General features: G+C 65.4%; 23 protein-coding genes and 1 riboswitch. Of the genes, 10 read left to right on the forward strand and 13 right to left on the reverse strand.

What is annotated here, in order from left to right:
* The first annotated feature begins 183 nt into the window (after positions 1-183).
* The 5 genes from murC to ftsZ all read left to right on the forward strand — a co-directional run bounded on the left by murC (position 184) and on the right by ftsZ (position 6,064).
* A complete protein-coding gene (murC, locus tag IHV84_RS10070) occupies positions 184-1,617 on the forward strand; it encodes a UDP-N-acetylmuramate--L-alanine ligase (RefSeq protein ID WP_198846756.1) in 1,434 nt (477 codons plus the stop codon).
* Positions 1,614-2,600 carry a D-alanine--D-alanine ligase gene (locus IHV84_RS10075; protein ID WP_066691432.1) on the forward strand — a complete coding sequence of 329 codons (987 nt, stop codon included), beginning with the start codon at positions 1,614-1,616 and terminating at the stop codon, positions 2,598-2,600. Before murC ends, IHV84_RS10075 begins: the two co-directional genes overlap by 4 nt.
* The gene (locus IHV84_RS10080) at positions 2,597-3,394 is read left to right on the forward strand and encodes a cell division protein FtsQ/DivIB (RefSeq protein ID WP_044397680.1); all 798 of its coding nucleotides are present in this window, start codon (positions 2,597-2,599) and stop codon (positions 3,392-3,394) included. The genes IHV84_RS10075 and IHV84_RS10080 overlap by 4 nt, the downstream gene beginning before the upstream one ends.
* Before the next feature lie 50 nt (positions 3,395-3,444).
* Positions 3,445-4,674, forward strand: a complete 1,230-nt coding sequence (ftsA, locus tag IHV84_RS10085; RefSeq protein ID WP_066691430.1) for a cell division protein FtsA — start codon at positions 3,445-3,447, stop codon at positions 4,672-4,674.
* A 154-nt stretch (positions 4,675-4,828) separates the two neighbouring features.
* Positions 4,829-6,064, forward strand: coding sequence for a cell division protein FtsZ (ftsZ, locus tag IHV84_RS10090; RefSeq protein ID WP_066691429.1), 1,236 nt, complete (start codon positions 4,829-4,831; stop codon positions 6,062-6,064).
* A 165-nt stretch (positions 6,065-6,229) separates the two neighbouring features.
* Here the strand turns inward: ftsZ and IHV84_RS10095 are convergent, their stop codons facing one another.
* Positions 6,230-8,077: a methyl-accepting chemotaxis protein gene (locus tag IHV84_RS10095; RefSeq protein ID WP_198846757.1), complete on the reverse strand. Its 1,848-nt coding sequence runs from the start codon at positions 8,075-8,077 to the stop codon at positions 6,230-6,232.
* A 217-nt stretch (positions 8,078-8,294) separates the two neighbouring features.
* Here IHV84_RS10095 and lpxC point away from each other — a divergent pair, with 217 nt between their 5' ends.
* From lpxC to IHV84_RS10115, 4 genes are all read left to right on the forward strand, one after another.
* On the forward strand, positions 8,295-9,218 hold the full coding sequence (lpxC, locus tag IHV84_RS10100) for a UDP-3-O-acyl-N-acetylglucosamine deacetylase (RefSeq protein WP_198846758.1): 924 nt from the start codon (positions 8,295-8,297) through the stop codon (positions 9,216-9,218).
* Positions 9,219-9,228: 10 nt separating this feature from the next.
* Complete coding sequence (locus IHV84_RS10105) at positions 9,229-9,405, forward strand: hypothetical protein (RefSeq protein ID WP_167336969.1); 177 nt, start codon at positions 9,229-9,231, stop codon at positions 9,403-9,405.
* A gap of 34 nt (positions 9,406-9,439) precedes the next feature.
* Positions 9,440-9,563: riboswitch (TPP riboswitch) on the forward strand.
* A gap of 115 nt (positions 9,564-9,678) precedes the next feature.
* A complete protein-coding gene (gene thiC / locus IHV84_RS10110; RefSeq protein WP_198846759.1) occupies positions 9,679-11,571 on the forward strand; it encodes a phosphomethylpyrimidine synthase ThiC in 1,893 nt (630 codons plus the stop codon).
* A gap of 322 nt (positions 11,572-11,893) precedes the next feature.
* A complete protein-coding gene (locus IHV84_RS10115) occupies positions 11,894-13,543 on the forward strand; it encodes a methyl-accepting chemotaxis protein (RefSeq protein WP_198846760.1) in 1,650 nt (549 codons plus the stop codon).
* 80 nt (positions 13,544-13,623) lie between these two features.
* On the opposite strand, the gene IHV84_RS10120 is transcribed toward IHV84_RS10115, so the two are convergent.
* The 10 genes from IHV84_RS10120 to gspG form a co-directional block, all read right to left on the reverse strand.
* Positions 13,624-15,012, reverse strand: a complete 1,389-nt coding sequence (locus IHV84_RS10120) for a GspE/PulE family protein (protein ID WP_066692732.1) — start codon at positions 15,010-15,012, stop codon at positions 13,624-13,626.
* 60 nt (positions 15,013-15,072) lie between these two features.
* Positions 15,073-17,703, reverse strand: coding sequence for a type II secretion system secretin GspD (gene gspD / locus IHV84_RS10125; protein ID WP_198846761.1), 2,631 nt, complete (start codon positions 17,701-17,703; stop codon positions 15,073-15,075).
* A gap of 4 nt (positions 17,704-17,707) precedes the next feature.
* The gene (gspN, locus tag IHV84_RS10130; RefSeq protein WP_198846786.1) at positions 17,708-18,484 is read right to left on the reverse strand and encodes a type II secretion system protein N; all 777 of its coding nucleotides are present in this window, start codon (positions 18,482-18,484) and stop codon (positions 17,708-17,710) included.
* A gap of 115 nt (positions 18,485-18,599) precedes the next feature.
* On the reverse strand, positions 18,600-19,139 hold the full coding sequence (gene gspM / locus IHV84_RS10135) for a type II secretion system protein GspM (RefSeq protein WP_044399741.1): 540 nt from the start codon (positions 19,137-19,139) through the stop codon (positions 18,600-18,602).
* Positions 19,136-20,395: a type II secretion system protein GspL gene (gspL, locus tag IHV84_RS10140; protein ID WP_198846762.1), complete on the reverse strand. Its 1,260-nt coding sequence runs from the start codon at positions 20,393-20,395 to the stop codon at positions 19,136-19,138. The genes gspM and gspL overlap by 4 nt, the downstream gene beginning before the upstream one ends.
* Before the next feature lie 62 nt (positions 20,396-20,457).
* Positions 20,458-21,471, reverse strand: coding sequence for a type II secretion system minor pseudopilin GspK (gene gspK, locus IHV84_RS10145; RefSeq protein WP_233099942.1), 1,014 nt, complete (start codon positions 21,469-21,471; stop codon positions 20,458-20,460).
* A complete protein-coding gene (locus tag IHV84_RS10150; RefSeq protein ID WP_198846763.1) occupies positions 21,468-22,211 on the reverse strand; it encodes a prepilin-type N-terminal cleavage/methylation domain-containing protein in 744 nt (247 codons plus the stop codon). Before IHV84_RS10150 ends, gspK begins: the two co-directional genes overlap by 4 nt.
* A complete protein-coding gene (gene gspI, locus IHV84_RS10155; RefSeq protein ID WP_198846764.1) occupies positions 22,212-22,577 on the reverse strand; it encodes a type II secretion system minor pseudopilin GspI in 366 nt (121 codons plus the stop codon).
* Complete coding sequence (locus IHV84_RS10160) at positions 22,574-23,023, reverse strand: prepilin-type N-terminal cleavage/methylation domain-containing protein (protein WP_198846788.1); 450 nt, start codon at positions 23,021-23,023, stop codon at positions 22,574-22,576. Before IHV84_RS10160 ends, gspI begins: the two co-directional genes overlap by 4 nt.
* Before the next feature lie 78 nt (positions 23,024-23,101).
* The gene (gene gspG / locus IHV84_RS10165; protein WP_370541245.1) at positions 23,102-23,554 is read right to left on the reverse strand and encodes a type II secretion system major pseudopilin GspG; all 453 of its coding nucleotides are present in this window, start codon (positions 23,552-23,554) and stop codon (positions 23,102-23,104) included.
* Between the two features lie 49 nt (positions 23,555-23,603).
* On the opposite strand from gspG, the gene IHV84_RS10170 reads away from it, so the two are divergent.
* On the forward strand, positions 23,604-24,053 hold the full coding sequence (locus IHV84_RS10170; RefSeq protein WP_066782495.1) for a type II secretion system protein N: 450 nt from the start codon (positions 23,604-23,606) through the stop codon (positions 24,051-24,053).
* A gap of 83 nt (positions 24,054-24,136) precedes the next feature.
* Here the strand turns inward: IHV84_RS10170 and IHV84_RS10175 are convergent, their stop codons facing one another.
* Together IHV84_RS10175 and IHV84_RS10180 are read right to left on the reverse strand one after the other, a co-directional pair.
* Positions 24,137-24,733 (reverse strand): histidine phosphatase family protein, encoded by a 597-nt coding sequence (locus IHV84_RS10175; protein ID WP_198846765.1) that lies wholly within the window; start codon positions 24,731-24,733, stop codon positions 24,137-24,139.
* Positions 24,730-25,542, reverse strand: a complete 813-nt coding sequence (locus tag IHV84_RS10180) for an adenosylcobinamide-GDP ribazoletransferase (RefSeq protein WP_198846766.1) — start codon at positions 25,540-25,542, stop codon at positions 24,730-24,732. The genes IHV84_RS10175 and IHV84_RS10180 overlap by 4 nt, the downstream gene beginning before the upstream one ends.
* Between the last annotated feature and the right edge of the window lie 33 nt (positions 25,543-25,575).

A 25,575-nucleotide genomic window follows, 5' to 3' on the forward strand; every position in this document is an offset into this window, starting at 1 on the left:
GCGGCGAGGATGGGCAACGCCGCAGATGCCCCCTTTGCGGGGCAACCCTTCGGGCAACGCAGCAAAAGGCCGCACTCGTCGTTGCGCGTCTTGTCCAGGCCACCAGCATGGCCTGCGGCGCGCGCCTCGATTGCAGCCTTTTGATGCCTTGCGGGCACCACGAAAAGACTTTGGACAGGCTCTATGAAACACGCCATTCGCCATATCCACTTCGTAGGCCTGGGCGGTGCGGGCATGAGCGGCATTGCCGAAGTGCTGTTCAACCTGGGTTACCGCATTTCGGGTTCAGACCTGGCCGACAGCGCCACGCTGCGCCGCCTGCAGGGCCTGGGCATCAAGACCTGCCTGGGCCACGCCGCGGAGCACATCGATGGTGCCGACGCCGTGGTGACCTCCACCGCCGTCACCGCTGACAACCCCGAGGTGCTAGCGGCACGCGCCAAGAAGATTCCTGTGGTGCCCCGCGCTCTCATGCTGGCCGAGCTGATGCGCCTGAAGCAGGGCATTGCCATCGCAGGCACCCATGGCAAGACCACCACCACCAGCCTGGTGACCAGCGTGCTGGCCGAGGCGGGGCTGGACCCGACCTTCGTGATTGGCGGCAAGCTCAACAGCGCGGGCGCCAATGCCAAGCTGGGCAGCGGTGACTACATCGTGGTGGAGGCGGACGAGTCCGACGCCTCGTTCCTGAACCTGCTGCCGGTGATGGCGGTGGTGACCAACATCGACGCCGACCACATGGAAACCTACGGCCATGACTTTGGCCGGCTCAAGGGTGCGTTTGTGGATTTTCTGCACCGCATGCCGTTCTATGGCACCGCAGTGCTGTGCGTGGACAGCCCCGCGGTGCGCGAGATCTTGCCCCACGTGACCTGCCCGGTGACCAGCTACGGCTTCTCGGAAGACGCCCAGGTGCGTGCCGTCAACGTGCGCGCCCAAGCCGGGCAAATGCATTTCACGGTGCAGCGGCGCAACGGCGTCACGCTGCCAGACCTGGACATCGTGCTCAACCTGGCGGGCGAGCACAACGTGCTCAATGCCTTGTCGGCCATCGCCATTGCGGTGGAGCTGAACATTCCCGACGAAGCCGTGCAGCGCGCGCTGGCGGGATTCAAGGGCGTGGGGCGGCGCTTCCAGAGCTATGGCAACCTGCCCGCCAAGGACGGCGGCCAGTTCACCGTGATCGACGACTACGGCCACCACCCGGTCGAGATGGCCGCCACGCTGGCCGCCGCGCGCGGTGCCTTTCCTGGGCGCCGGCTGGTGCTGGCCTTCCAGCCCCACCGTTACAGCCGCACACGCGATTGCTTTGAAGATTTCGTGAAGGTGATTGGCAGTGCCGACGCGGTGCTGCTGACCGAGGTGTATGCCGCCGGTGAGGCTCCGGTGGTGGCTGCGGACGGGCGTTCTCTCGCCCGCGCGCTGCGCGTGGCGGGCCGCGTGGAGCCGCTTTTTGTGGACAACGTGGCGGATCTGCCACAGACCATTGCCGACAACGCACGCGATGGCGATGTTGTCATGTGCATGGGCGCTGGTTCCATAGGGTTGGTGCCCGGAAAGGTGGTCGATTTGCTACAAAATAGTGAGCTAGCACCGCTTGCGGGGAAAGCGCAATGACGCAATTGAATACCAATGTTGATGTGAAGGCCCTGGGCAAGGTGGCCGTGTTGATGGGCGGCTCCTCGGCAGAGCGGGAGGTTTCGCTGATGTCGGGCACCGGCGTGCTGCAGGCCCTGCGCTCGCGCGGTGTCGATGCCCATGCGTTCGACCCCTCGGAAACCGATCTGATCGAACTCAAGCGCGGTGGTTACGCCCGCTGTTTCATCGCGCTGCATGGCCGCCACGGCGAAGACGGCACCGTGCAGGGCGCGCTCGAGCTGCTGGGTATTCCGTACACCGGCCCTGGCGTGATGGCGTCCAGCATTGCCATCGACAAGATCATGACCAAGCGCATCTGGCGCTTTGAAGGTCTGTCCACCCCCGACTGGCGTCTGGTGTCCAGCGCAGCGGAAACCGAGCAGGCGCTGCAGGCCCTGGGCGCTCCCATGATCGTCAAGCCCTCGCGTGAGGGATCGACCATCGGGCTGACCAAGGTCACCTCGGCCGAGCAATGCGCCAAGGCGTATGCGCTGGCTTCGCAATACGACCCCGAAGTGCTGTGCGAACAGTTCATCGAAGGCGATGAAACCACCTGCCCCGTGCTGGGCGAGGGGGCTGCTGCCCAGGCACTGCCGGTGATCCGCATCGTGGCCCCAGAGGGCAACTACGACTACCAGAACAAGTACTTCACCGACACCACCCAGTACCACTGCCCGAGCGGCTTGCCAGCGCATGAGGAAGCCGCCATCCAGCGTCTGGTGGAAAAGGCCTTCCGCGCCCTGGGTTGCCGGGGCTGGGCACGTGCCGACATCATGATTCGCGCCAGCGACCGCCAGCCCTTCCTGCTCGAAATCAACACCTCGCCCGGTATGACCGGCCATTCGCTGGTGCCCATGTCGGCCCGCGCTGCGGGGCTGAGCTACGAAGACCTGTGCGTGGGCATTTTGGCCACCGCGTCGCTGGACTCTGCCGCCGGGCATGAAGGAGCCATTCAGCCATGACCGCCGCCATGCCAGCACCGCTGGACGTCAAGCTCATGAACATGACCGCCTCGGTCCTGTTTGTGGGCTGCGCCCTGCTTGTGCTGGCAGCGGGTGCCTGGTGGGTGATGCGCTACCCCGGCTTTGCCATCGCACGCATCGTGGTGCACGGAGACTTGGTGCACAACAACGCTGTCACCCTGCGGGCCAATGTGGGGCCCCGGCTGGCGGGCAACTTTTTCACGGTGGACTTGCGTGCAGCGCGCGAGGCGTTCGAGCAGGTGCCCTGGGTGCGCAAGGCGGCTGTGCGCCGCGAATACCCCGGTCTGCTGCATGTAGAGCTGGAAGAGCACGACGCTGTGGCGTATTGGGGCCCGGAGTCGGGCTCGGCGCTGGTCAACAGCCAGGGCGAAGTATTTGAAGCGAACGTGGGCGATGTCGAGCAGGAAGACCTGCCGCGCCTGTCAGGCCCCGAAGGCAGTTCGCAAGAGGTATTGGCCATGTACGGCGTGGTGGCCCCGGTGTTCAAAACCATGGGGCTGGAGCTGGAGGAGCTGGAGTTGAACGGACGCGGCGGCTGGCGCGCCAAGCTGGCGAACAACGCCGTGGTGCAACTGGGCGGTGGCGACGAGCAAGAGCTGCTGCAGCGCACGCGCCGCTTTGCCCGCACGCTGGCACAGGTGGCTGCGCAATACCAGCGGCGGGCGGATGCGCTGGAATCGGCAGATTTGAGACATGTTGGGGGCTACGCGTTGAAGCTGAGGGGGGTGACCACCACGGCTGGGGTGGAAGCAACCCCCGCCGTGCGCCGGTGACGCCAGAGGCAATGCGCAGCAGAAAAGAACCATGAAGGGCAGAAACTGATATGGCAAGAGAATACAAAGACGTGGTGGTGGGCCTGGACATTGGCACAGCCAAGGTCATGGCCGTGGTCGCCGAAGTCCTGCCCAGTGGCGAGCTCAAGCTGGCCGGGCTGGGTGTGGCACCCAGCAATGGTCTCAAGCGCGGTGTGGTGGTCAACATCGACGCCACGGTGCAGAGCATTCAGCAGGCGCTCAAAGAAGCCGAGCTGATGGCGGACTGCAAGATCCAGCGCGTCTACACCGGCATCACCGGCAGCCATATCCGTGGCCTCAATTCGAGCGGCATGGTGGCCGTGAAGGACAAGGAAGTCACCGCGGCCGACGTGGCGCGTGTGGTGGAGACGGCCAAGGCCATCAACATCAGCAGCGACCAGCGCCTATTGCTGGTGGAGCCACAAGAGTTTGTGATCGACGGGCAAGACGTGAAAGAGCCTATCGGCATGAGCGGCATCCGCCTGGAAGCCAAGATCCACATCGTGACCGGTGCCCAGAGCGCGGCCGAGAACATCATCAAATGCGTGCGTCGCTGCGGCCTGGAAGTGGAGCAGTTGCTGCTCAACCCCCTGGCCAGCAGCCAGGCCGTGCTGACCGATGACGAGCGCGAGCTGGGCGTGGTGGTGGTGGACATTGGCGCAGGCACGACCGATGTGGCCATCTTCACCGGCGGTGCCATTCGCCACACGGCGGTGATCCCGATTGCGGGCGACCTCATCACCAGCGACATCGCCATGGCGCTGCGCACGCCCACGAAGGACGCCGAAGACATCAAGGTCGAAAGCGGCTATGCCAAGCAACTGCTGGCCGACCCCGAAGCCCAGGTGGAAGTGCCAGGCCTGGGCGACCGCAGCCCCCGCATGCTCAGCAAGCAGGCGCTGGCCGGTGTGATCGAGCCGCGTGTCGAAGAAATCTTCTCGCTGGTGCAGCAGGTGGTGCGCGAGTCGGGCTACGAAGAAGTGCTGTCTTCGGGCATTGTTCTCACTGGCGGCAGTTCTGTGATGCCCGGCATGATCGAACTGGGCGAAGATATTTTCCTCAAGCCCGTGCGCCGTGGCATGCCCAAGTATTCCAGCGCACTGGCCGACATGGTGGCCCAGCCCCGTGCTGCCACCGTGATGGGCCTGCTCGAAGAGGCCCGCCTGGCCCGTCTGCGCGGCTTCAAGGTGGCGCAAAAGAGCGGCTCTGTGAAGACCGCGTTTGGCCGTTTCAAAGATTTCATCGTGGGGAATTTCTGATGCAGCACTTCCCCACGACCCTCGCCCGGGAAAGCCCCCACCTGCGCCACCGTGAGCGATGGCGATGTACCGGACCACCAGGCTCACCCCCCGCGAAGTTGACCCCATTCATTCATTGGCAAATCCATACCCGTAAAGAAACAGGAGCTCCCAGATGTCCATCGAAATGATCGAAGCCGAAGAATTCAACCAGGGCACCCAGATCAAGGTGATCGGCGTGGGCGGTGGCGGCAGCAACGCCGTTGAGCACATGATTGCCCGCAACGTGCAGGGCGTGGAATTCGTTTGCGCCAACACCGACGCGCAGGCCCTGACCCGCAGCTCGGCCCACCGCATCATCCAGCTCGGCGGCAGCGGCCTGGGTGCGGGCAGCAAGCCCGACAAGGGCCGCGATGCTGCGGAAGCGGCCGTGGAAGACATCCGCGCTGCCATTGATGGCGCGCACATGCTGTTCATCACTGCTGGTATGGGTGGCGGCACGGGCACGGGCGCTGCGCCTGTGATCGCCCGCGTGGCCAAGGAAATGGGCATCCTGACCGTGGGCGTGGTGACCAAGCCTTTCGACTGGGAAGGTGGCCGCCGCATGCAAAACGCCGACAACGGCCTGGCCGAGCTGGAAGCCAACGTTGATTCGCTGATCGTGGTGCTGAACGAAAAGCTGCTCGAAGTGCTGGGCGATGACATCACCCAGGACGAAGCCTTTGCCCACGCCAACGACGTGCTCAAGAACGCCGTGGGCGGCATTGCCGAAATCATCAATGAATACGGCCATGTGAACGTCGACTTTGAAGACGTGCGCACCGTGATGGGCGAGCCCGGCAAGGCCATGATGGGCACGGCTACCGCCAGCGGCCCTGACCGCGCCCGCATCGCTGCCGAGCAGGCCGTGGCCTGCCCACTGCTGGAAGGCATCGATCTCTCGGGTGCCAAGGGCGTGCTGGTGCTGGTGACGGCCGCCAAGGGCAGCCTCAAGCTGTCCGAGTCGCGCCTGGCCATGAGCACCATCAACGCCTACGCTTCGCCCGACGCGCATGTCATCTACGGCGCTGCCTACGACGACAGCCTGGGTGATGAGATTCGCGTGACTGTGGTGGCTACCGGCCTGTCGCGCCCCAACGCGCGCCGCCAGCCTATCTCGGTGGTGCAGGGCGGCCTGCGTACCGGCACCGACAACATCGCCTACCAGATGCCTGTGGCCGGTGCCATGGGCGCCGTGGGCAGTGCGGTGGGCGTGGCCGGTGGTGCACAGGCGGCGGACTACGGCAGCATGTCGGTGCCCAGCGTGTGGCGTACCAACCGCACCCAGGCCGCAGCCCGTGTGGACGCGCTGTCGTCCGGTGGCATGGACGATCTGGAAATCCCCGCGTTCCTGCGCAAGCAGGCTGACTGAGGCGGCTTGCGGCCGGGGCGCATGGCTATGCGCCCCTGGCTGCCCACCAGAAACTCAGGGCCGCGCAGTCACAGGAGTGCTATGAAAAAGAGAGCTGGTTGCGCTTTATTTGCGGGGCTTTGAGGGTTTTAAGCCTCAAAAGTCTTATGAAATAAGCGCAAGCAGCTATGTAATTAATAGCGTTGTACCCGTACTGCATTGCCCACAAAAAAGCCCCGTCACCGGGGCTTTTTTGTGGGTGGCCAACGCCTTGTGATCAGAAGCTTTCCCAATCGCCTGAGTCTTCAGAGGCGGGCTTGGGGCTGGCCTTGGGCGGCAGCGCCGCTGCGGGCTTGGGGGCGGGGGGCGCGCCGTGACTGCAGGAGACTTGGCCTTGGGCAGCGTTGTGGCGGCGCGGGGCGCAGCAGCGCGGGCTGGTGCTGGTGGAGCGGGTGGGCGTGGCGTGCTGGCCGAGCTGCCATTCACGCGGAACAGCGCGACGACTTCGGTCAGCTTGAGGGCTTGCTCACGCAGGCTGTCGGCGGCGGCGGAAGATTCTTCTACCAGGGCCGAGTTCTGCTGCGTCATCTGGTCAAGCTGGTTCACGGCCGTGTTGACCTGCTCGATGCCCTGGCTCTGCTCCGATGTGGCTGCGCGGATCTCGCCAATGATGTCGGTCACGCGCTGCACGCTGGCCACGATTTCGTTCATGGTGGCTCCGGCGTTGCCCACCAGAGCGGTGCCAGATTCCACCTTCTCGACCGAGGCGTTGATCAGCGACTTGATTTCCTTCGCGGCATCCGCACTGCGCTGGGCCAGGCTGCGCACTTCACCGGCCACCACAGCAAAGCCGCGGCCTTGTTCGCCCGCGCGGGCGGCTTCCACGGCAGCATTCAGCGCCAGGATGTTGGTCTGGAAGGCAATGCCATCGATCACGCCGATGATGTCGGAGATCTTGTTGCTGCTGGCGTTGATGTCCTGCATGGTGGACACCACTTGCGCCACCACCTGGCCGCCGCGCGCTGCCACTTCGGCGGCCGAGGTCGCCATCTGGTTGGCGGTCTGGGCCGAGTCGGAGGTCTGCTTCACGGTGCTGGTCAGCTCTTCCATGCTGCTGGCCGTGGTCTGCAGGTTGCTGGCCGTGTCTTCCGTGCGCCGCGCCAGGTCGTTGTTGCCTTGGGCGATTTCGGTGGATGCCGTGGCAATGCTGTCGGTGGCCGACCGCACTTCTGTCACCAGGCGGCGCAGTGACGTCACCATGTGCGCCAGCCCATCGAGCATGGAGCCGGGGTAGGCGTTGGGAATCTGCGTGTCCAGGTTGCCTTGCGCCACTTGCGACATGATGCCGATGGCTTCGCTGGGCTCACCACCGATTTGGCGCAGCACCGAGCGCGCCACGGTGAAGCCCACACCGCCCACCACCGCCATCAACACCAGCACCAGGTCAGCCAGCAGGGTCTTGCGCACCAGGGCGTCGATGTCGTCGGTGTACAGCCCCGAGCCCACCATCCAGTTCCAGCCATCCACGCGAATCACGTAATGCAGCTTGGGCACCAGCGCCTGCTGGCCCGGCCGCGCAAACATGGTGGGCACGAACACCCGCCCGTCTTTGCTCGCCTTGAGCGCGTCGGAGATGGTCTTGAGGATGTCGGTGCCTTCACCGTCCTTGACCTTGCCGGCCATGTCCTGGCCTTCCCATTCGGGCTTGATGGGGTGCATCACGCCCCTGGAGTCCGGCGTCCAGATGTAGAAGTACTCGGTCTTGCCGTCGGGGCCGCCGTAGCGGGAGACCCGCAGCGCATCCTTGGCCGCCTTCTGGGCATCTTCCTGGCTCATGGCACCGCTGGCGGCCTTGGCCTGGAAGGCTGCCACGATGCTGTGCGCCGACTGCACGGCCGTGGCCAGTTGTTCGCGCCGCGATTCGATGATCAGCGAGCGCTCCTGCAGTAGCGTTGTGATGGCCATGAACAGCAGCGCCACCAGCGCGGTGCCGAGCATGGGCAGCACCTTCATTTTGAAACCGAGTTTATTCATTGTGAGTCTCCGTGGGGCTTCCAAAGCTGTAGCAACGCTTGGCGGTTTCGGGGGGGGCATGCCAGAGGTCTGTGAAGATGTCTTGATATGCAACAATAAGTAACCACATAGGTTCTAGGGCTGATCGGGTCACTTGGCTGTCAGGGAAAACGTGTCTGTGAAAGGGCTGGTCGATGTCGATCAAGCGCGATGGAGCCTGGGAAACTAAAATGCCCGGATGCTCCAGCAACGCACCCTCAAAACCTTGACCCGCGCCGTTGGCGTGGGATTGCACAGCGGACAGCGCGTGGAGCTGACCCTGCGCCCGGCCCAGCCGGACACAGGCATCGTTTTTCGGCGCGTGGATTTGCCGCAGCCGGTCGATATCCCGATCAACGCAGAAGCCGTGACCGACACGCGTCTGGCTTCCACCATTTCGGTGGGCGGTGCCAAGGTGCACACGGTCGAGCATCTGATGTCGGCCTGCGCGGGCCTGGGTATCGATAATCTTTACGTGGACATCACTGCAGAAGAAGTGCCGATTCTGGACGGTTCTTCGGCATCGTTCGTGTTTCTTTTGCAAAGCGCAGGCATCGAGTTGCAACGCGCGCCCAAGCGCTTTATTCGCGTCAATCGCCCCGTCGAAGTGCGCGAGGGCGAAGGCGCCAATGCCAAGTGGGCGCGCCTCACGCCGTACCACGGCTACAAGCTCAGTTTTGAAATTGACTTCCACCACCCCGCCGTGGACTCCACCGGCCAGCGGGTGGAGTTTGACCTGGGGCAAGGCAACTACAGCCGTGACATTGCCCGTGCGCGCACGTTTGGCTTCACCCGTGATGTGGAGATGATGCGCTCCAACGGCCTGGCGCTGGGCGGTGGGCTGGACAACGCCATCGTGATGGACGACTACAAGGTGCTCAACAGCGACGGCCTGCGCTACGACGACGAGTTTGTGAAGCACAAGATCCTGGACGCCATGGGCGACCTGTACCTCATCGGCAAGCCGCTGCTGGCCGCCTACAGCGCGTTCCGCTCGGGCCATGCCATGAACAACCTGCTGCTGCGTGAGTTGCTGGCCCAGCGCGATGCCTGGGACGTGGTCACGTTCGAGGACGAGCGCCAGGCACCCACGGGCTTTGCTCAGCCTGCACGGGCCTGGTAAATCACGTGTCATGCTGATCGTCCGCTGGCTGGCCCTGTTCCTGTTGCTCGCATCTGCCGTGTGTTTCGGTTTTTATGTGGGCACCGGGCAAGCGTTCTACAAACGGCTGGGGCTGGTGATTCTCAAGTGGACGACCATCGCCGCTGTCGTCTTCTTTGTGGTGGTTCTCTTCGAACGATTGCTCTGACCACACAGCACCACAACGGAGCTGGCCTATACTCGCGCCTGCTCCGGGGTGTGCTGATGCGCTGAGATGCAAGAGACCTGACGAAATTCAGGCGAGCTTGCGAACCCGACGAACTTGATCCGGTTCATACCGGCGGAAGAAGAGCCGACCTCCTTGTCCCCGTGCCTGCATTCATTGCGGGCACCGCTTGCCTTAGGTGCTGCCGCACCCGAGGGGTGCACAGGTCCATTCCGGAGCACAACCCACCGCTACCGGAACCAGGAGACCTGCACCATGAACGCCCCCGACCCCATCACCCGCGAGAAATTTGCCGAACTGCTGGCGCTGACGCGTGAGCCTTTCCCTGCATCGCGCAAGGCCTACATTCCCGGCCAGCTGCACGCCGACCTGCGCGTGCCTGTGCGCGACATTGCCCTGACGAATGGCGAAGTGGTCAGCGTGTATGACACCTCGGGCCCTTACACCGACCCCGATGCCCTGATTGACGTGCGCAAGGGCTTGGCCAGCGTGCGCGGCGGCTGGATCACCGGCCGTGGCGATGTGGAGCACTACGAAGGCCGCGCGCCCGTAGCGCTGGACGACGGGCAAAAGAGCGAAGACGCCACCCGCCTGGCCCAGCTGCGTGCCGAGGCCGCCGCGCTGCAGCGCAAGCCCCTGCGTGCCAAGGCAGGCGCCAATGTGACGCAAATGCACTACGCCAAGAAGGGCATCATCACCCCCGAGATGGAATACGTGGCCCTCCGCGAAAACGGCAAGCGCGAGTGGATGGAGCAATACATGGCCGACGGAGGCCGTGAAAAGCGCCTGATGGGCAACCCCCTGGGTGCGAGCATCCCGCGCATCATCACCCCCGAATTCGTGCGCGACGAAGTGGCCCGGGGCCGCGCCATCATCCCCGCCAACATCAACCACCCCGAGGTGGAGCCGATGGCGATTGGCCGCAACTTCCTGGTCAAGATCAACGCCAACATCGGCAACTCGGCCGTCACGTCGAGCATCGAAGAAGAAGTGGAAAAGCTGGTGTGGGCCATCCGCTGGGGCGCCGACAACGTGATGGATCTCTCGACCGGCAAGAACATCCACACCACACGCGACTGGATCGTGCGCAACTCGCCCGTGCCGATTGGCACGGTGCCCATCTACCAGGCGCTCGAGAAGGTGGGCGGCGTGGCCGAAGACCTGACCTGGGAAATCTTCCGCGACACGCTGATCGAACAGGCCGAGCAGGGCGTGGACTACTTCACCATCCACGCGGGTGTGCGCCTGGCCTACATCCACCTCACGGCGCAGCGGCGCACGGGCATCGTCTCGCGTGGCGGCTCCATCATGGCCAAGTGGTGCATGGCGCACCACCGCGAGAGCTTTCTGTACGAGCACTTCGAAGACATCTGCGACATCATGAAGGCGTACGACGTGTCGTTCAGCCTGGGCGACGGCCTGCGCCCCGGCTGCGCATCGGACGCCAACGACGAGGCCCAGTTTGCCGAACTGCACACCCTGGGAGAGCTGACCCAGGTGGCCTGGAAGCACGACGTGCAGACCATGATCGAAGGCCCCGGCCATGTGCCCATGCACATGATCCAGGCCAACATGACCGAGCAGCTCAAGACCTGCCACGAGGCGCCGTTCTACACCCTGGGCCCGCTGACCATCGACATCGCGCCGGGCTACGACCACATCGCCAGCGCGATCGGCGCCGCCATGATCGGCTGGATGGGCACGGCTATGCTGTGCTACGTGACGCCCAAGGAACACCTGGGCCTGCCCGACCGCGACGACGTGAAGCAGGGGATCATTGCCTACAAGATTGCCGCCCACGCGGCCGATGTGGCCAAGGGCCACCCCGGTGCCCGCGCGCGCGACGATGCGCTGAGCCAGGCGCGCTTCGACTTCCGTTGGCAGGACCAGTTCAATCTGGGCCTGGACCCCGAGACGGCCAAGGAATACCACGACGAAACCCTGCCCAAGGACTCGGCCAAGGTGGCGCATTTCTGCTCGATGTGCGGGCCCAAGTTCTGCTCGATGAAGATCACCCAGGAAGTGCGCGACTTTGCGGCGCAGAAGGGGCTGGATGAGCAGAACGCGCTGGCACAAGGCATGCAAGTCAAAGCGGTGGAATTCCAGCGCAATGGCGGTCAGCTGTATGTGCCGCTGAAAGCTGAATAAGCAGCGCTAATGGGTTGAGCATTTCCCTGTTCATGGCAGGGTCACGGGTGAATACCCTCTGGAGCACCATGGCTGTGGCACCTACAGTCGTGCGCAGGTTTTCACTCGCCCCAAGGCTGCCTGCCTTGGGGGTTTGCTCAAGCTATTGGCATGGGTGGTCTGCAGTGTCAGCCTGGCGTGGCTTGTCCCATCAGGACTCTATTTTCAGGGGCGGCAGACACTGTCCATCAGCGTGCCATGGCGTCTAGGGCAAACGCTACATCTCAATGGCACCAAAGTTGCTATCCTGTAGTCGATTTGTTAAAAAGTGTAAGGAAGCGCCATGAACGCTCTGAATCGACTCTCCATTCGCACCCGCCTTTATTTCGGTACTGTCTTCTCTCTGGTCTTGCTGGTCGTGATCGGTGCAATGGGGTACCTGGCGCTGGAGCGGACCCGTAACACGCTGGAAGTGCTGTTCACCCAAAGGGTGCAGACCCTGACCGACATGGGCGAGTTGCGCACTACTTTGGGGGATCTGCGCCGCGCTGAAAAAGACATCATCATCAACTTCAACAACACGATTGAAGTGTCGAATGGGCGGGACTTGTGGAAGAAGTCGCTGCAAAACCTGACCAAGGGCATGGCTGATGTGCGCAAGGTGCAGGCGGGCGATGCGAGTTTTGCAGAAGCTATCGACAAGGCCTTGGCTGAAGTGAAAGAGTACGAGGCCGGCATTTCGCCCGTATTCGAGCAGATCGAGCGTGCGCAGATTGACGGGGCAGTGGGCGGTGCCTATGCCGAGAAGTACAAGAAGCACATGGAGGCCAGCGACAAACTGCTGTTCGACCTGGCCATGGATGCCCGCAAGAAAATGGACGAAGCCCGCCAGGGTGTGGACGCACTGGCCTCCACCATGTCTGGAATGATTGGCGGAGCCCTGCTGCTGGCGCTGGCCGTGCTGATTCCTCTCACGTTCTTCAGCGTGCGTTCCATCACCCAGTCGATTTCGCAAGCGAGTGAATTGGCTGAGCGCATCGCGGGTGGCGACCTTTCGCGTGATGTGCAAGTGACTTCCAGCGATGAGGTTGGGCAACTGGTGGGCGCGATGTCCCGCATGCAGGATGCGCTGCGCGGGCTGGTGCACCAGGTGCAAGAGGCTGCCAGCAACATTTCTACTGCCAGCTCGGAAATTGCCACTGGCAACCACGACCTGAGCCAACGCACTGAGCAGACCGCCGCCAACCTGGAAGAGGCCGCCTCGTCCATGGAAGTGCTGACCGGCACCATCCAGCAAAGCGCCCAGTCTTCACGTCAGGCCAGCGACTTTGCATCGTCTGCCGCTCAAGTGGCGGCCCGCGGGGGCGCCGTGGTGTCGCAGGTGGTGACCACCATGGACCAGATTACTGCCAGCTCGCGCAAGATTGCCGACATCACCGGCGTGATCGATTCGATTGCCTTCCAGACCAACATCCTGGCGCTGAACGCGGCCGTGGAAGCGGCCCGCGCGGGCGAGCAAGGCCGGGGTTTTGCCGTGGTGGCCAGCGAGGTGCGTAGCCTTGCCCAGCGCAGCGCCGAAGCAGCCAAGGAAATCAAGGGCCTGATCGGATCGTCTGTGGAACGCGTTGAAGATGGCTCGCGCCTGGTGAGCCAGGCGGGGGAGACGATGACAGAGATCGTGAGCAGCGTGCGCCGCGTGTCCGGCATCATCGAAGAGATCACCGCTGCGTCTTCCGAGCAAAGCGACAACGTGGCGCAAATCAGCCAGTCGGTGAGCCAGCTGGACAACATGACACAGCAGAACGCGGCGCTGGTGGAGGAATCGACGGCGGCCTCCGAATCGCTGCGCGAACAGGCCGTGCAGCTCACGCGTGCGGTGGCGCAGTTCAAGTTGCCTGCAGAGGGTATGCGTCTGAGTCGGCACGAGGACGATGGCTACCGCCACGATGCTCCTACGGCCTTGCTGGGGCAGGCAGTGCCCCGACTGGCCTGACCCAGGGCCCCGGGTTAGGGCCGGTTTGCCAGGTAGGGGGCTTCACCTGAGCGGTGGGGCGCCCTCACCTGCTGCGGGGCTCAATCCCTGGTGACTCGCAGCACTTCCTCGCGGCTGGTGATGCCTGCAGCAATCAGCCGCTCGCCATCCTCGCGCATCAGCGTCATGCCAGCAGCCAGGGCTGCGGTGCGAATTTCGGCTTCTGACGCCTGGGCGTGGATCTGAGCGCGGATGGCGTCGTCCGTCACCAGCAACTCAAACACGCCGGTGCGCCCTGCGTAGCCTGTGTGGCCGCAGGCCTCGCAACCCTTGCCGTGGCAGCTGCCGCAGTATTTGCGCACCAGCCGCTGGGCCAGCACGCCCAGCAGTGAGGAAGACAGCAGGAAGGGCTCCACCCCCATGTCGATCAAGCGCGTCACGGCGCTGGCCGCATCGTTGGTATGCAGCGTGGCCAGCACCAGGTGACCGGTGAGCGAGGCCTGGATGGCGATCTGCGCGGTTTCGAAGTCGCGGATTTCACCGATCATGATGATGTCCGGGTCTTGGCGCAGGATGGCGCGCAAGGCCTTGGCAAATGTCAGGTCGATCTTGCTGTTGACCTGCGTCTGGCCCACGCCGGGCAACTCGTACTCAATCGGGTCTTCCACCGTCATGATGTTGTTGCGCGTGGCGTCGAGGCGGCCCAGGCCGGCATACAGCGTGGTGGTTTTGCCCGAGCCCGTGGGTCCGGTCACCAGGATGATGCCGTGGGGCTGGCTGATCAGCCCCTCAAAGCGGCGCAGGGTTTCGCCCTGCATGCCCACGGCTTCCAGGCTGATCTTGTTCTCGCTCTTGTCCAAGAGGCGCAGCACGGCGCGCTCGCCATGGGCGCTGGGCAATGTGGATACGCGCACGTCGATGGCGCGCGTGCCCAGGCGCAGGCTGATACGGCCATCTTGCGGCAGGCGTTTTTCCGAAATATCCAGGTCCGCCATGATCTTCAGGCGCGAGATCAGGGCCGCATGCAGCGCGCGGTTGGGCTGCACCACTTCACGCAGCGTGCCGTCCACGCGAAAGCGCACGCTGCTGTGGCGCTCGTACGGCTCGATGTGGATGTCGCTCGCCCCGTCGCGCGCGGCCTGCGTCAGCAGGGCGTTGAGCATGCGGATGATGGGGGCGTCGTCTGCGGTTTCCAGCAGGTCTTCCACGGCGGGCAGGTCCTGCATCATGCGGGAGAGGTCGGCATCGCTCTCGACCTCGCTCACCACCGTGGCAGCGCTGGATTCTCCCTGCGCGTAGGCGGCGCTGATGCGCTGGGCCAGGCTGGTAGCGTCCAGCGACAGCAGGTGCCGCACCTTGTGCTTGCGCAAGACCTCCGACAGCGCGGTCACGTCGGGCGCGGGGCCATGCCAGAGAACAAGCTGTTGCCCATCATCCTCCAGCAGCAGCTGTGATGAGCGGGCAAAGGCATAGGGCAGGGGGTGGCGCATGGCGTGTCGATCAGCGGTTCTATCGGAGGGGTAAAAGGGCCAAAAAGGTGAGCCTGTGCCTCACTGGCGGATCACGTCGGCTTCGAGCGCCAGCGCCCGCACCGATACCGCTGCCTTGTCGGCCGCCTTCAATGTATTGAAGGGCCCCACCCGCACGCGGGTGCGCGAGCCACGGTTGGTGTTCACGGCCTGCACATTCACGGGCAAGTCTGCTTTGCGCAGCTTGGCCACGGTGTCGCGCGTCGTCTTGCCGTTGGAAAAAATGCCAACGTTCACGAAATATGAGGGCGGCAGTGCATTGGCAGGCGCTGGCGATGGGGCGGCTTCAGCTGGTTCCGCTTCCGCTGTGGGCGGCAATGTCGCCACGACAGGTGCTGGTGCCGCAAGGGCCGCAGGCACAGCCGTTTGTGGCGGCATGGGCGCGGGCGGCTGTGCCGCAGCGGGAACAGGGGCGGGTTGCAGTGCAGGCTCTGCCGCTGCTGGCATTGCGCGGGGCTCCAGCGGTGGCAGGATGGGGGCGCCTGACACCGAACGCATCACCAGGTTGTTGTCAGGCTGCACCACTTGCTGCAGCGCGCGAATGGCTTCGTAGCGGTCGGTCATCAGCGCATCGCTGGTCATGGAATCGCGCACCACCACGGGGCGCAGGAACACCATCAGGTTGGTCTTCTTGCGCGAGCGGTTCTCGCTGCGGAACAGCGCACCCACCACGGGGATGTCGCCCATCACCGGCACCTTGTCCTCGGCCTGCGAATAGCTGTCTTCCAGCAGACCGCCAATCACGATGATGTTGCCGTCGTCCACCACCACGTTCGACTCGATGGAGCGCTTGCTGGTGGTGGGGCCGTTGGTGTCCTTGCGCGTGGAGTCGTCAATCTTTGAGACTTCCTGGTAGATCGACATCTTCACCGTGCCGTTCTCGCTGATCTGCGGGCGCACGCGCAGCATCAGGCCGACATCCTTGCGCTCCACCGTGTTGAATGGGTTCACCGCACCAGAATTGCCGCCGGTGTTGGCGTAGGAGCCCGTGACGAACGGCACGTTGTTGCCGATCACGATCTTGGCTTCCTCGTTGTCCAGCGTCATCAGGTTGGGGGTGGAGAGCACGTTGGCATCGCCGCTGTTTTGCAGGAAGTTGGCCAGTGCGCCCAGGTAGTACTGGCCATTGATGCGGGGGGCTAGCGCCATGTTGAGCCCGCCGCCCAGCGAGCCAACGGCGGTGGCGATGGTGGTGGCGTTGCCTGAGGCGATGGCCGCTGTCGCGCCCAGGATGTTGGCGCCTGCGGTGCCCGAGTTGGTGCCGATCACGCCCACCGTGCCGTTGTTGCCCGCACCGATGGTGCCTTGCCACTGAATGCCAAACTGCGCGAGCTTGCTGGCCGACACTTCCACGATCAGGCTTTCCACCAGCACCTGCGCGCGGCGGCCGTCCAGCTTGTCGATCACCGCGCGCAGCTGGCGGTATTGGGGCTCGGGTGCGCTGATGATGAGCGAGTTGGTGGTCGGGTCGGCCTGGATTTGCCCGCCGGTGGAAGGCTGGTTGCTGTTGGTATTGCTGCTGCCGGCCCCAGCCCCCAGAGCCGTGCCAGAGCCCAGGCCTGCGGAACTGCTGCTGGTGCCGCTGCCCAGCATCGATGTGTTGGTGATGCCGGTGCTGGTACTGGGCGTGGACGAGCCATTGCCACCTGTGCTCATGGTGGCCGCGCCGCTGGCGCTGGACATGGCCGCGCGCAGGGTGGTGGCCAGTTTGGTGGCGTCGGCATTCTTCAGGTACACCACGTGGATGTTGCCGGTGGATGCGCTGCTGCCGGGCGCTGGTGGCTGGTCCAGCTTCTCAACCAGCGAACGCACCATGGCCACGCGGGCAGGGTTGGCAGCCCGGAGAATCAGCGAATTGCTGCGGGGCTCGGCCAGCAGCGTGGTCTTGAAGGCGTTGTCGGTTTGCCCCTGCACGGCAGTTGGCGCTGCGCCGTTGCTGCCGCCATCAATCAGGCGCGATACCAGCGGCACCAAATCGGCCGCAATCGCATTGCGCAGTGGAATCACCTCCACGTCGGTGGCGTTGGACACATCCATCGCCGCCACGATGCGCGCCAGGCGCTGCAGGTTGTCGGCATAGTCGGTGATCACCAGCGAGTTGTTGCCGGGGTTCACGTTGATGGTGTTGTTGGGGCTGATCAGCGGGCGCAGCACCGGCACCAGATTGGCCGCGTTTTCAAAGTTCAGCTTGAAGATTTGCGTGACGATCTGCCCACCGGCGGGCCCGCCCGTGGCACCGCCCTGCGACACGCTCACGCTGCCGCCCTGCAGCTTGGCATCGGCTTCCGGCACCACCTTGTACAAACCTGCAGACTCCACCACTGTGAAGCCTTGCAGGCGCAGCGCCGCCAGGAATTGCTGGAACGCGGCCATGGGCGGCACCGCCCGTTCGGTGATCAGCGTGAGCTGGCCTTTGACGCGGGGGTCCACCACCACGTTGCGCCCGGTGATGGTGGCCATGGTGCGGGCCACGGCTTCGATCTCGGCGTTGGCGAAATTGAGCGTGACCGGCTCCCCGGCGCGCACGCTGCTGGTGCCCGTGCCTATCGCAGTTTGGGCATGAATTTGGCCGCTAAGGCACGCCAGGAAAGCGCTGAAAGCTATGCTATTCATAGCAAAGCGCAGGCGTGGCGAAAGGATGGAAGTCGTCATAGGGTCAACCCACGGTGATGAGGGAGCGTGCGCCGCTGCGCCGCCCGATGATATTCAGGAGATTGGCCAGGGCCGCTTCACGGTCTGGCGCGGCAGAGGCCTCGCCCGCAAAGCGCAGCCGCTGGCTCACCCATTGGCCGCTGCCCGTCAGTTGCAACGGCCCCTGCAAGGTGCTGAGGGCCAGGGCTGGCACTTCGCCGCCCGTCAGCTCCAGCCGGTAACTGCCCATGGGGCGCAAGGTCGATAGCCGCGATGACATGGACATGGCGTCAAGCTGGGCGCGCCCGGCCAGGGCCATGCGGCCCGCGGACCAGACGGCCTCCAGCCCCTGGGTCTGCAGCATCAACTGCCCTTGCGGTTGCAGGGTGTTCCACGGCGTGCCCAGACCTGCCAGCACGGCAGCGGGCCATTGGCTACGGCTGTCTTGCAGTGCCACGCGCACCTGCCCCAGTTGCACGCGAACCTGCGCCTGCAGGGGCTGTGGAGTGCAGCAGGTGGCGTTGATTTGGAGCCGCAGGCCGTTCCATGACGGGCGCAGTTGCCATTCCAGGCGGCCGGGCAGGGCGGCGCTGTCCTGGCTGGCGCCGCCGCCGGTCAAGACGAGTTGGGCAGATCCGGTCCAGACGGTGCCGCGGGCCTGGGTCAGTTGCACCTGTCCGCCCGTGGCGGCCCCCAGGCGCTGCGTCAGCCATTGCGATGGCGCAAAGGCGACGATCGCGGGCAACACCCCTGCCATCGCACCCGCCACGGCCCAGCCCCAGGGTGCACGCGCCGCTGTCATCGGCAGTGCGCGCGAGCGCGACCGTGCCTTGCCGCGCAAGGCGGCATCGGCAGAACGGGGGCTGGATCGGGTGCGGTTGAACACGGCGTAGGGCGTCGGCTGGGCGATTGAGAAATTAACGGGCGGGCAGGGCCAGCACCACCGTGCCGTCCCAGCGTGGGGCGGCAGGGGCGGCGGCATTGCCCAGTGTGGCCGGGCCTGCATTGGAGGGCGCTGCGGCGTTGCTGCGCGTCAGTCGCGCCTCCACCGTCACGGCCCGCGCATTGGTGCGCGCCAGGGCCAACCATTCGGCGGTGGCATCGGCAGGGGCGGCCTTGAGCGTGACCGTCACGCGGTCACCCAGCACGTTCATTTGCGCGGCGGTGCCCAGGCGCTGCGTCAGCGCGGTGCGCAGTGCGCCCACGGCATCGCTGGGCGAGGTTTGTGGCTGGGCCTGCAGTTGCTGTGCTTCTGCCTGCAGGCGCTGCATGTGCTGCAGTTGCAGGTCGAGCTTGCGGTGCAACTCTGGGGCCTGGCGCAGCGTGGCCAGCGCGGGCGCCAGGGCCACCCACCAGACCAGAGCGAGGGCGACGATGCCGCCAGCGGCCAGCACCAGGTTTTGTTCGCGCGGTGCCAGCGCCTTCCAGCGCGCCTGCAGGGCGGTGGTGCGGCTCATGGCGTCCCCTCGCTGCGCACCAGCAGGGTGCCATCTTCGGTCCGTGCGCGGTAGCCCGCAGCTTGCAGTCGGGTGTTGAACACAGATTCCTCATCAGGGGCCAGGGTCACGCCACGCAGGCGCAGTTCACCGGGCGCAAATTCGACCGCACTGGGCACGCGGCCATCGGGCAGGGCGCCCCCAGCAGCGGCCATCAGGGGTTCCAGGTCGCGGGGCGACACGCTGCCCGCCTTCTGGCGCAAGAGGGTCAGCTCGCGCTCCATTTGCACAGGGGCATCGACGACTACCTTGACCTGGGGGAACGTTGTGGTGAGCGCGCCGCGCACGGCCGCTTGCTTGGCCGCCAGGGCCTGCTTTTCTTGCCATGCCCAGGCATTCAGGCCCACCAGGTGCGCCGCTGCCAGCAGCCCTGTCGCCCAGCGCGCTGCGCGCCACTGGGGGCCGTACAGGAAGGCACTGGCTGCGGAGCCCGCCTTGCGCATGGCCCGCAGGCGGCCGGTGCTGGCCAGCTCGAACTGCGCCAAATCCCAGTCACCGCGCGCTGCGTCCAAAGCACGCTGGGTGGATGTGTGCAGCGTGACCGGGCGGCACAGAGTGCGCTCCGCAGCCTCGGCCACCGCCGGGTCGGCACGCACCGCAGGGGCGGCGGCATCGTCTTCGGCTTGCGGCGTCAGGCCGGCCAAGGCCAGCACGGCGGCCGAGAGCGGCAGCATGGTGACGCTGTGGTCTGCCCCCTGGCCGCACAGAACCATCTGCGGGTCGTCAGGGGTGCCAATGGCAAAGATTTCAGTGCCGCCACTGGCTGTGGGGCCGGGGGCAAATTCAGGTACCACGCGAGATACGGGTCGGCCGACTGCCTCCAGCGCCTGCAGGTGGTCGCGCAGCCAGCTGCGGTCGCACACGGCCACCCACACCGGGCTGCCAGCGCGGGCGCCAGGCTGCAGGGCAAAGTGCAACTGGGCGGGGTCGTCCAGCAAGCGGTCTTCCAGCAGGCCTTCCAGAATGGAGCGCAGGCGGGGTGTCTGCTGGTTGGCCCCCAGCGGAATGCCGGGCGGCAGCTGGACACGCTGCCACGACAGCGCGGCCAGAGGCACCACCGCCACCACTTCGCCGCCAGGGCGCGATGGCTCGGGCAGCAAACCGGCAGCCGCGTGCGCATGGGCAGCGGCCGTGTGGCCGTCGGATGTGAGTGCGTAGCTGTAGGTGGTGGTGATGCCCGGTGGCGTCAGGGGCAGGGTAAGGATCAGAGAGCTCATGGGCAGGTTTTGCAAACCATTTTAGGGGGCTGGCATGACGGTAATGCGCGGCTGGCAATGCGTCAGCGCAGAGGCTGTGCGGCAGCGGCGGAATCGCGGTCCAAAACACCACGTTGGCGCCACAGCGTGGTGGCCACGGTGCCGTCTTTTCGCACCAGCGAAAGCTCATCCACGGTGGAGGGGCCCAGGCGTAAGCGCCCACGCACTTCAAAGTAGCGTGAGGCAATGGCGTGCAACTGGTCATCCCACAGCATGTTGGCGCCCAGCACCTCTTTCACATCGTCTGACCTGCGGAAGTGACGCGATTCGCGTGCCGCGATGAGCTTTTGCGCACCGGCCAGGTCAATGCCGTCGATAGCGGCCCACAACACATCCAGCTGGGCGGTATTGAGATTCACCGGGGTGCGCACGGGCAGGATGGTGACATGCGGTGCCAGTGCCGCCACCGTGCTGGCGGGCAGGCCCAGCCAGCCCAGTTGAGACACCATTTGCGGCATCAGCGGTGCGTTGGCATCGTCCTTGCCCGGCGCTGCCTGGGCGTTGCGCAGGGCATCCACCAAGGCGTTGAGCTGCTGCGGGGGCAACCCCAGGCGCTCAAAAAGCCGCGTGAACTGTCGCAGGGCGCCGGCCTGTACCTGCCCGCCTTCGACCAGGCTGGTGAGGTTGAGGCGGCTTTGCATGTCGGTGATCTGGCCGGAGAGGAAGGCTTCCGTGGTGTCGGTGCTGGCATCGTCCACCTGGGCCACGTTGCGGTCTGCCGCGAGGAAGGTGGACAGGCGTGCCTCTTGCAGCGGAATGGCCCAAGGTTCGGCCAGGTGGTCGGGGCCACCCGCACGGCCGTCGGACGCAAGAATGAGTCGTGACCAGTCAAGGGCGCCCACCAGAATCCATGCGGATTGCACGCGGCCGCGTTCGGCTGTCTCCACCTCCACCGCGCGCCATTGCTGCCACATGGCCGAAGCCGCCAAGGTGGCTACCAACGTGACCGTGAGCATGGCAGCCAGCAGGGCCGCCCCTCGCTGCCGGCGGCGGCCCGCGGGCTCGTCAATGGTGTGCTGCGCCATGGGCTTGGTCATGTGCGTCGCCCTCCCAGCGCGGGGTTCACCCAGTCACGCACCAGCTGGCCGCTCAGCGCCCCGCCGGGCGAGAGCGTGAGCTGCAGCCGGATGCCCTCGGGAATGGCGCTGCTGGGGTCAGCGCCTTGGCCCACTCCCGGCGCAGTGCCTTGCGTTGTGCCCGCGCTGGAGAGTGCGTTGGACCAGGCCCCGCCGCGGTAATAGAACACCTGCCATCCATCGATGGGAATCAGCGCCACTTCATAACGTCGGTCTGCATCGCCCGGTGTGCGCGCCCATTGGGCCGCCTGGGCCCAGGCTTCTTGCCACTGGGCACGGGTGCGCACGGGGGGCGATTGCCAGCGCAGCCATTGGGCGCCGTTGTTGGTGGCGCGGCGCGTCCACGCCACGACCACGGGGCCTTCGTCGGGGATGGCGGAGCTGCGACGCGTCATGCGCAGCACTTGCCCGTCCCAGTCCAGGGGGGTGGTCTGTGCCAGCGGGGCCAGGGCGTCCAGATCGGCACCCCACTGGGCCAGGGCTGCCTGCAGCACCAGCATTTCGTCCGCGCGCTGGCGGGTGGCCTCTTGGGTGCGCACCATGCCGTCAATGCCGCGCCAGCTCAAAATGGCGATCAGAGCCATGACACTGATGGCCACCAGCAGTTCGATCAGCGTGAAGCCACGCACGGATGTTGCAGCCCCGCTGGAGCAGCGGCTGCGCAAATGGATGAAGAAAGCCGAGCGGCGCAGCGTGGCCATTCAGTTCCTTCCGATGATGGTGGAGATGCGCAGGATGGGCGTGTCGGCATCAAACACCTGCGCGTCCATGCGCCGGAATTGCGGGTTGGGGGTGGGGCGCACGATCACGCTCACGCTGAACTGCCGCCCCGCCTGTTCGCAAATCTGGGTGCTGTCGCCCACGCTGGGCATTTGGCGCGACAGGCGTGCCTTGACGAGCTCATTCTCGGCGCACAGGTGGGCCAGAACGATGTCCGTCTGCCGCTGTGCATTGCTCGTCAGCGTGCTGGCCGCCCGTGTGCCCGCCAGCAGCGCAATCGCCACGATGGCCAGCGCCACCAGCACTTCCACCAGTGTGAACCCGCCCGCCGCGCGTTGAGCGCTCATGGCATGGACTCCACGGTGAACGGGCGCAGCCCGTCGGTCACCACGCGCAGGGCCTGGTCGGGCCGCTGCTGGTGCGACAAGATCACTTGCTGGGGGCCGATCAGGGGCTCGGGCCCCAGCACCACGATGGCCTGGCCGCGCACGATGATGCCCGGGTCCAGCCACTGGCTGGGCAGGGCCGAAGGGGGCAGGCCTTCAAACCGAAAACCTTGTTCCGTCACGCGCCAGCGCACTGGGGCACCCGTCGCGCGGGACTGGGCCCGGCCCGACTCCAGCAGCGCGGCAAGCCGGGCGCCTTCGCGCTCCAGCACCGTCTGTCCGTTGTCGCGCATGGCGATGGAAACGCCCGCCGTGGCCAGCGCCATGATGCTGATGACCACCAGCAGCTCCAGCAGCGTGAAGCCACGCGCTGGGCGGGCGGTGTGGAAAAGGTTCAAGGCAGGCAGCCGCACGGGCACGGCGGAATCAGCAGGCCAGCCAACAATGATGCGGGGACATGCACGCGAGGGCGGCGGTGCGTGGCGTCACTGCCAGCTGCCAATGTCCGCGTCCTTGCCTTCGCCGCCCGATTGCCCGTCTGCGCCGAACGACATCACGTCGATCTCGCCCTTGATGCCGGGGCTCAGGTATTGGTAGGGGCGGCCCCAGGGGTCATTGGGCAGCTTGTCCAGATAAGGTTTCCAGTTGTTGGGAATGGGGCCGGTGGTAGGCTTGGCGATGAGCGCCTGCAGGCCTTGCTCTGCCGTGGGGTAGCGCTGGTTGTCCAGGCGGTACATCTTGAGCTGCTGGACGATGTTGGCGATGTCGGTCTTGGCAGCCGTCACGCGGGCGTCGTCGGCGCGGTCCAGCACGTTGGGCACGATCAGCGCGGCCAGCACGCCGATGATGACCATCACCACCATCAACTCGATGAGCGTGAAGCCACGGGCCAGGCTGCGGCGTGCGCGGCACAGAGAGAAGAAAGAGGGTGTGTTCACTGCAAGCGTTCTCGGGGTGGTCTCGAATCGGCTGAATCATAATCGCCACATGGTGACAAACACACACTCTCAATGGGGCATCCGACTGGCAACTTTGGTCTTGTGGGCCGCTGCGGGTGCCAGTGTGGTTTATTGGGGGCTGCGTTTGTCCTCGCGGCCTTCAGGCATGGCGGCACCCGTGGCCCCCGCGCCCCAGGCTGCGCCGGATGGCACTGCGCTGGCGCGCCTGCTGGGTGCTGTACCCGCCGGGCCTGCGGCACCGGTGGCCGTGGCCGCGCCCTCCAGTCGTTTTGCGCTGCTGGGCGTGCTGTCAGGCCGCAGCAGCGGTGGCGGCGCGGCGTTGATCTCTCTGGATGGCAAACCGGCCCGCCCGTTCCGCGTGGGAGCACAGGTGGATTCGGGGCTGGTGCTGCAGTCGCTGGGCCCGCGCCAGGCGTCGCTGGGGGCGTCGGTGGATGGGCCCACCACGGTGCGCCTGGAGATGCCTCCCAAGGGCTGACGGTTTCTCTTATTCACCGGGCCTGCTTTTTGGGGCTTACCCCTTGCTGTGGTCGGCAGGCGGGCTCTTTCTTCTACGACTCGTCACGTCTGTTGCGCCGGTGCTTCACCGGTCAAACCGGGTCGGACCATCACCCAATCTCCCCAGCCTGGCGCTTCCAGCGGCCATTGGTGCGATAGCGGCAGTTTGCCTCCGTGATTGCTCAGCCACGCCACGCAGCGCGTGACGCCTGCGTGCGTGATCCACGCTACGGGGCGGCCTTGCTCCAGGGCCTTGAGGGCTTCGCGCCGTGCTGTGTCTACACGGGCGAGCATGGAGTGCAGGTTTTCACCGGCCCCGGGGCGGTAGTGGGCAAAGTCTTGCGTCCAGGCGTCAATCTCGCCACGCGCAATGTCGGCCCACGGGCGGCCTTCCCAGTCGCCAAAATCCATTTCGCGCAACCGCGGGTCGGGGTTGCTAGCCAAATCGGGCCGCAGCGCAATCAGGTAGTGCGCAAGCTGCTCACATCTTTGTAGCGGCGAGTGGCTCATCAGCGTACCCGTTGGCAGGGCCTCGGCCAGTCGCCGTGCTGTTTGCTGGGTGGCCTGGGGGTTGGCAGGCACATCCAGCGCGCCGTAACAGGTGCCGGGTGCCACCTGCGGTGCCGCGTGCCGCACCAGCCACCACGCAGCCGAGTTCATCGCGCCGCGCCCAGCGCCAGGGCGGCACCCAGGTAAAAACCGATTTCACCCACCTGCTGGGTGGCGCCCAGGCAGTCACCCGTAAAACCTTGCAGACGGCGCGCAAACCAGCGCCCCATCCAGGCGGCTGCCGCCATGCTGATGGTGATGGACGCTATTAAAAACATAGCTGCTTGCGCTTGATAGACAAGCGCCAGAGGCAAAAAACACCACAAAGCTGCCGCCGCCAACGCGCCGCGAGAAATCTGGTCGGCCAGTGGCTTGCTTTTGGATCGGGCCGTGTCACCCACATGCGGCAGCCACCGCACGATGAACAGCGGCCACAGCCGCGAGAGCACATGCCCCCCCGCCAGTGCCGCCAGCGCCGCCCCCAGGCTGTGCGCGCCCAGCAGCGCCAGCAGGCTGACCTTGGCCAGCAGCGCCAGCACCAGGGCCATGGCGCCAAAGGCACCAATGCGCGAGTCCTTCATGATGTCCAGCGCCCGTTCGCGGTCGTAGCTGCCGCCCAGGCCGTCGGCCACATCGGCCAGGCCATCCTCGTGAAAGCCGCCCGTCATCATCACCGTGGCCACCGTGCACAGCACCGCAGCCACCAGGGATGCCAGCGGCTGCTGCGCCCCCAGCCCTTGGTGCAGCAAGGCAAACACGGCGCACGACAAGGCGGCCGCCAGCCAGCCAACACCAGGAAAATGCGCCGCGCTGGCACGCAGCATGGCCGGGCTGTAACCCACCCACGCAGCCAGTCGCCCCGTGACGGGGATGCGGGTGAAGAACTGCACGGCCAGCAGGTAGTGGCGCAGGGCTTGCATCGGTTGTGTTGAAGGTGCTATTGATTCAGTAGC

The organism is Acidovorax sp. IB03 (genome assembly GCF_016406015.1).
Classification (GTDB): Bacteria; Pseudomonadota; Gammaproteobacteria; order Burkholderiales; family Burkholderiaceae_C; genus Acidovorax; species Acidovorax temperans.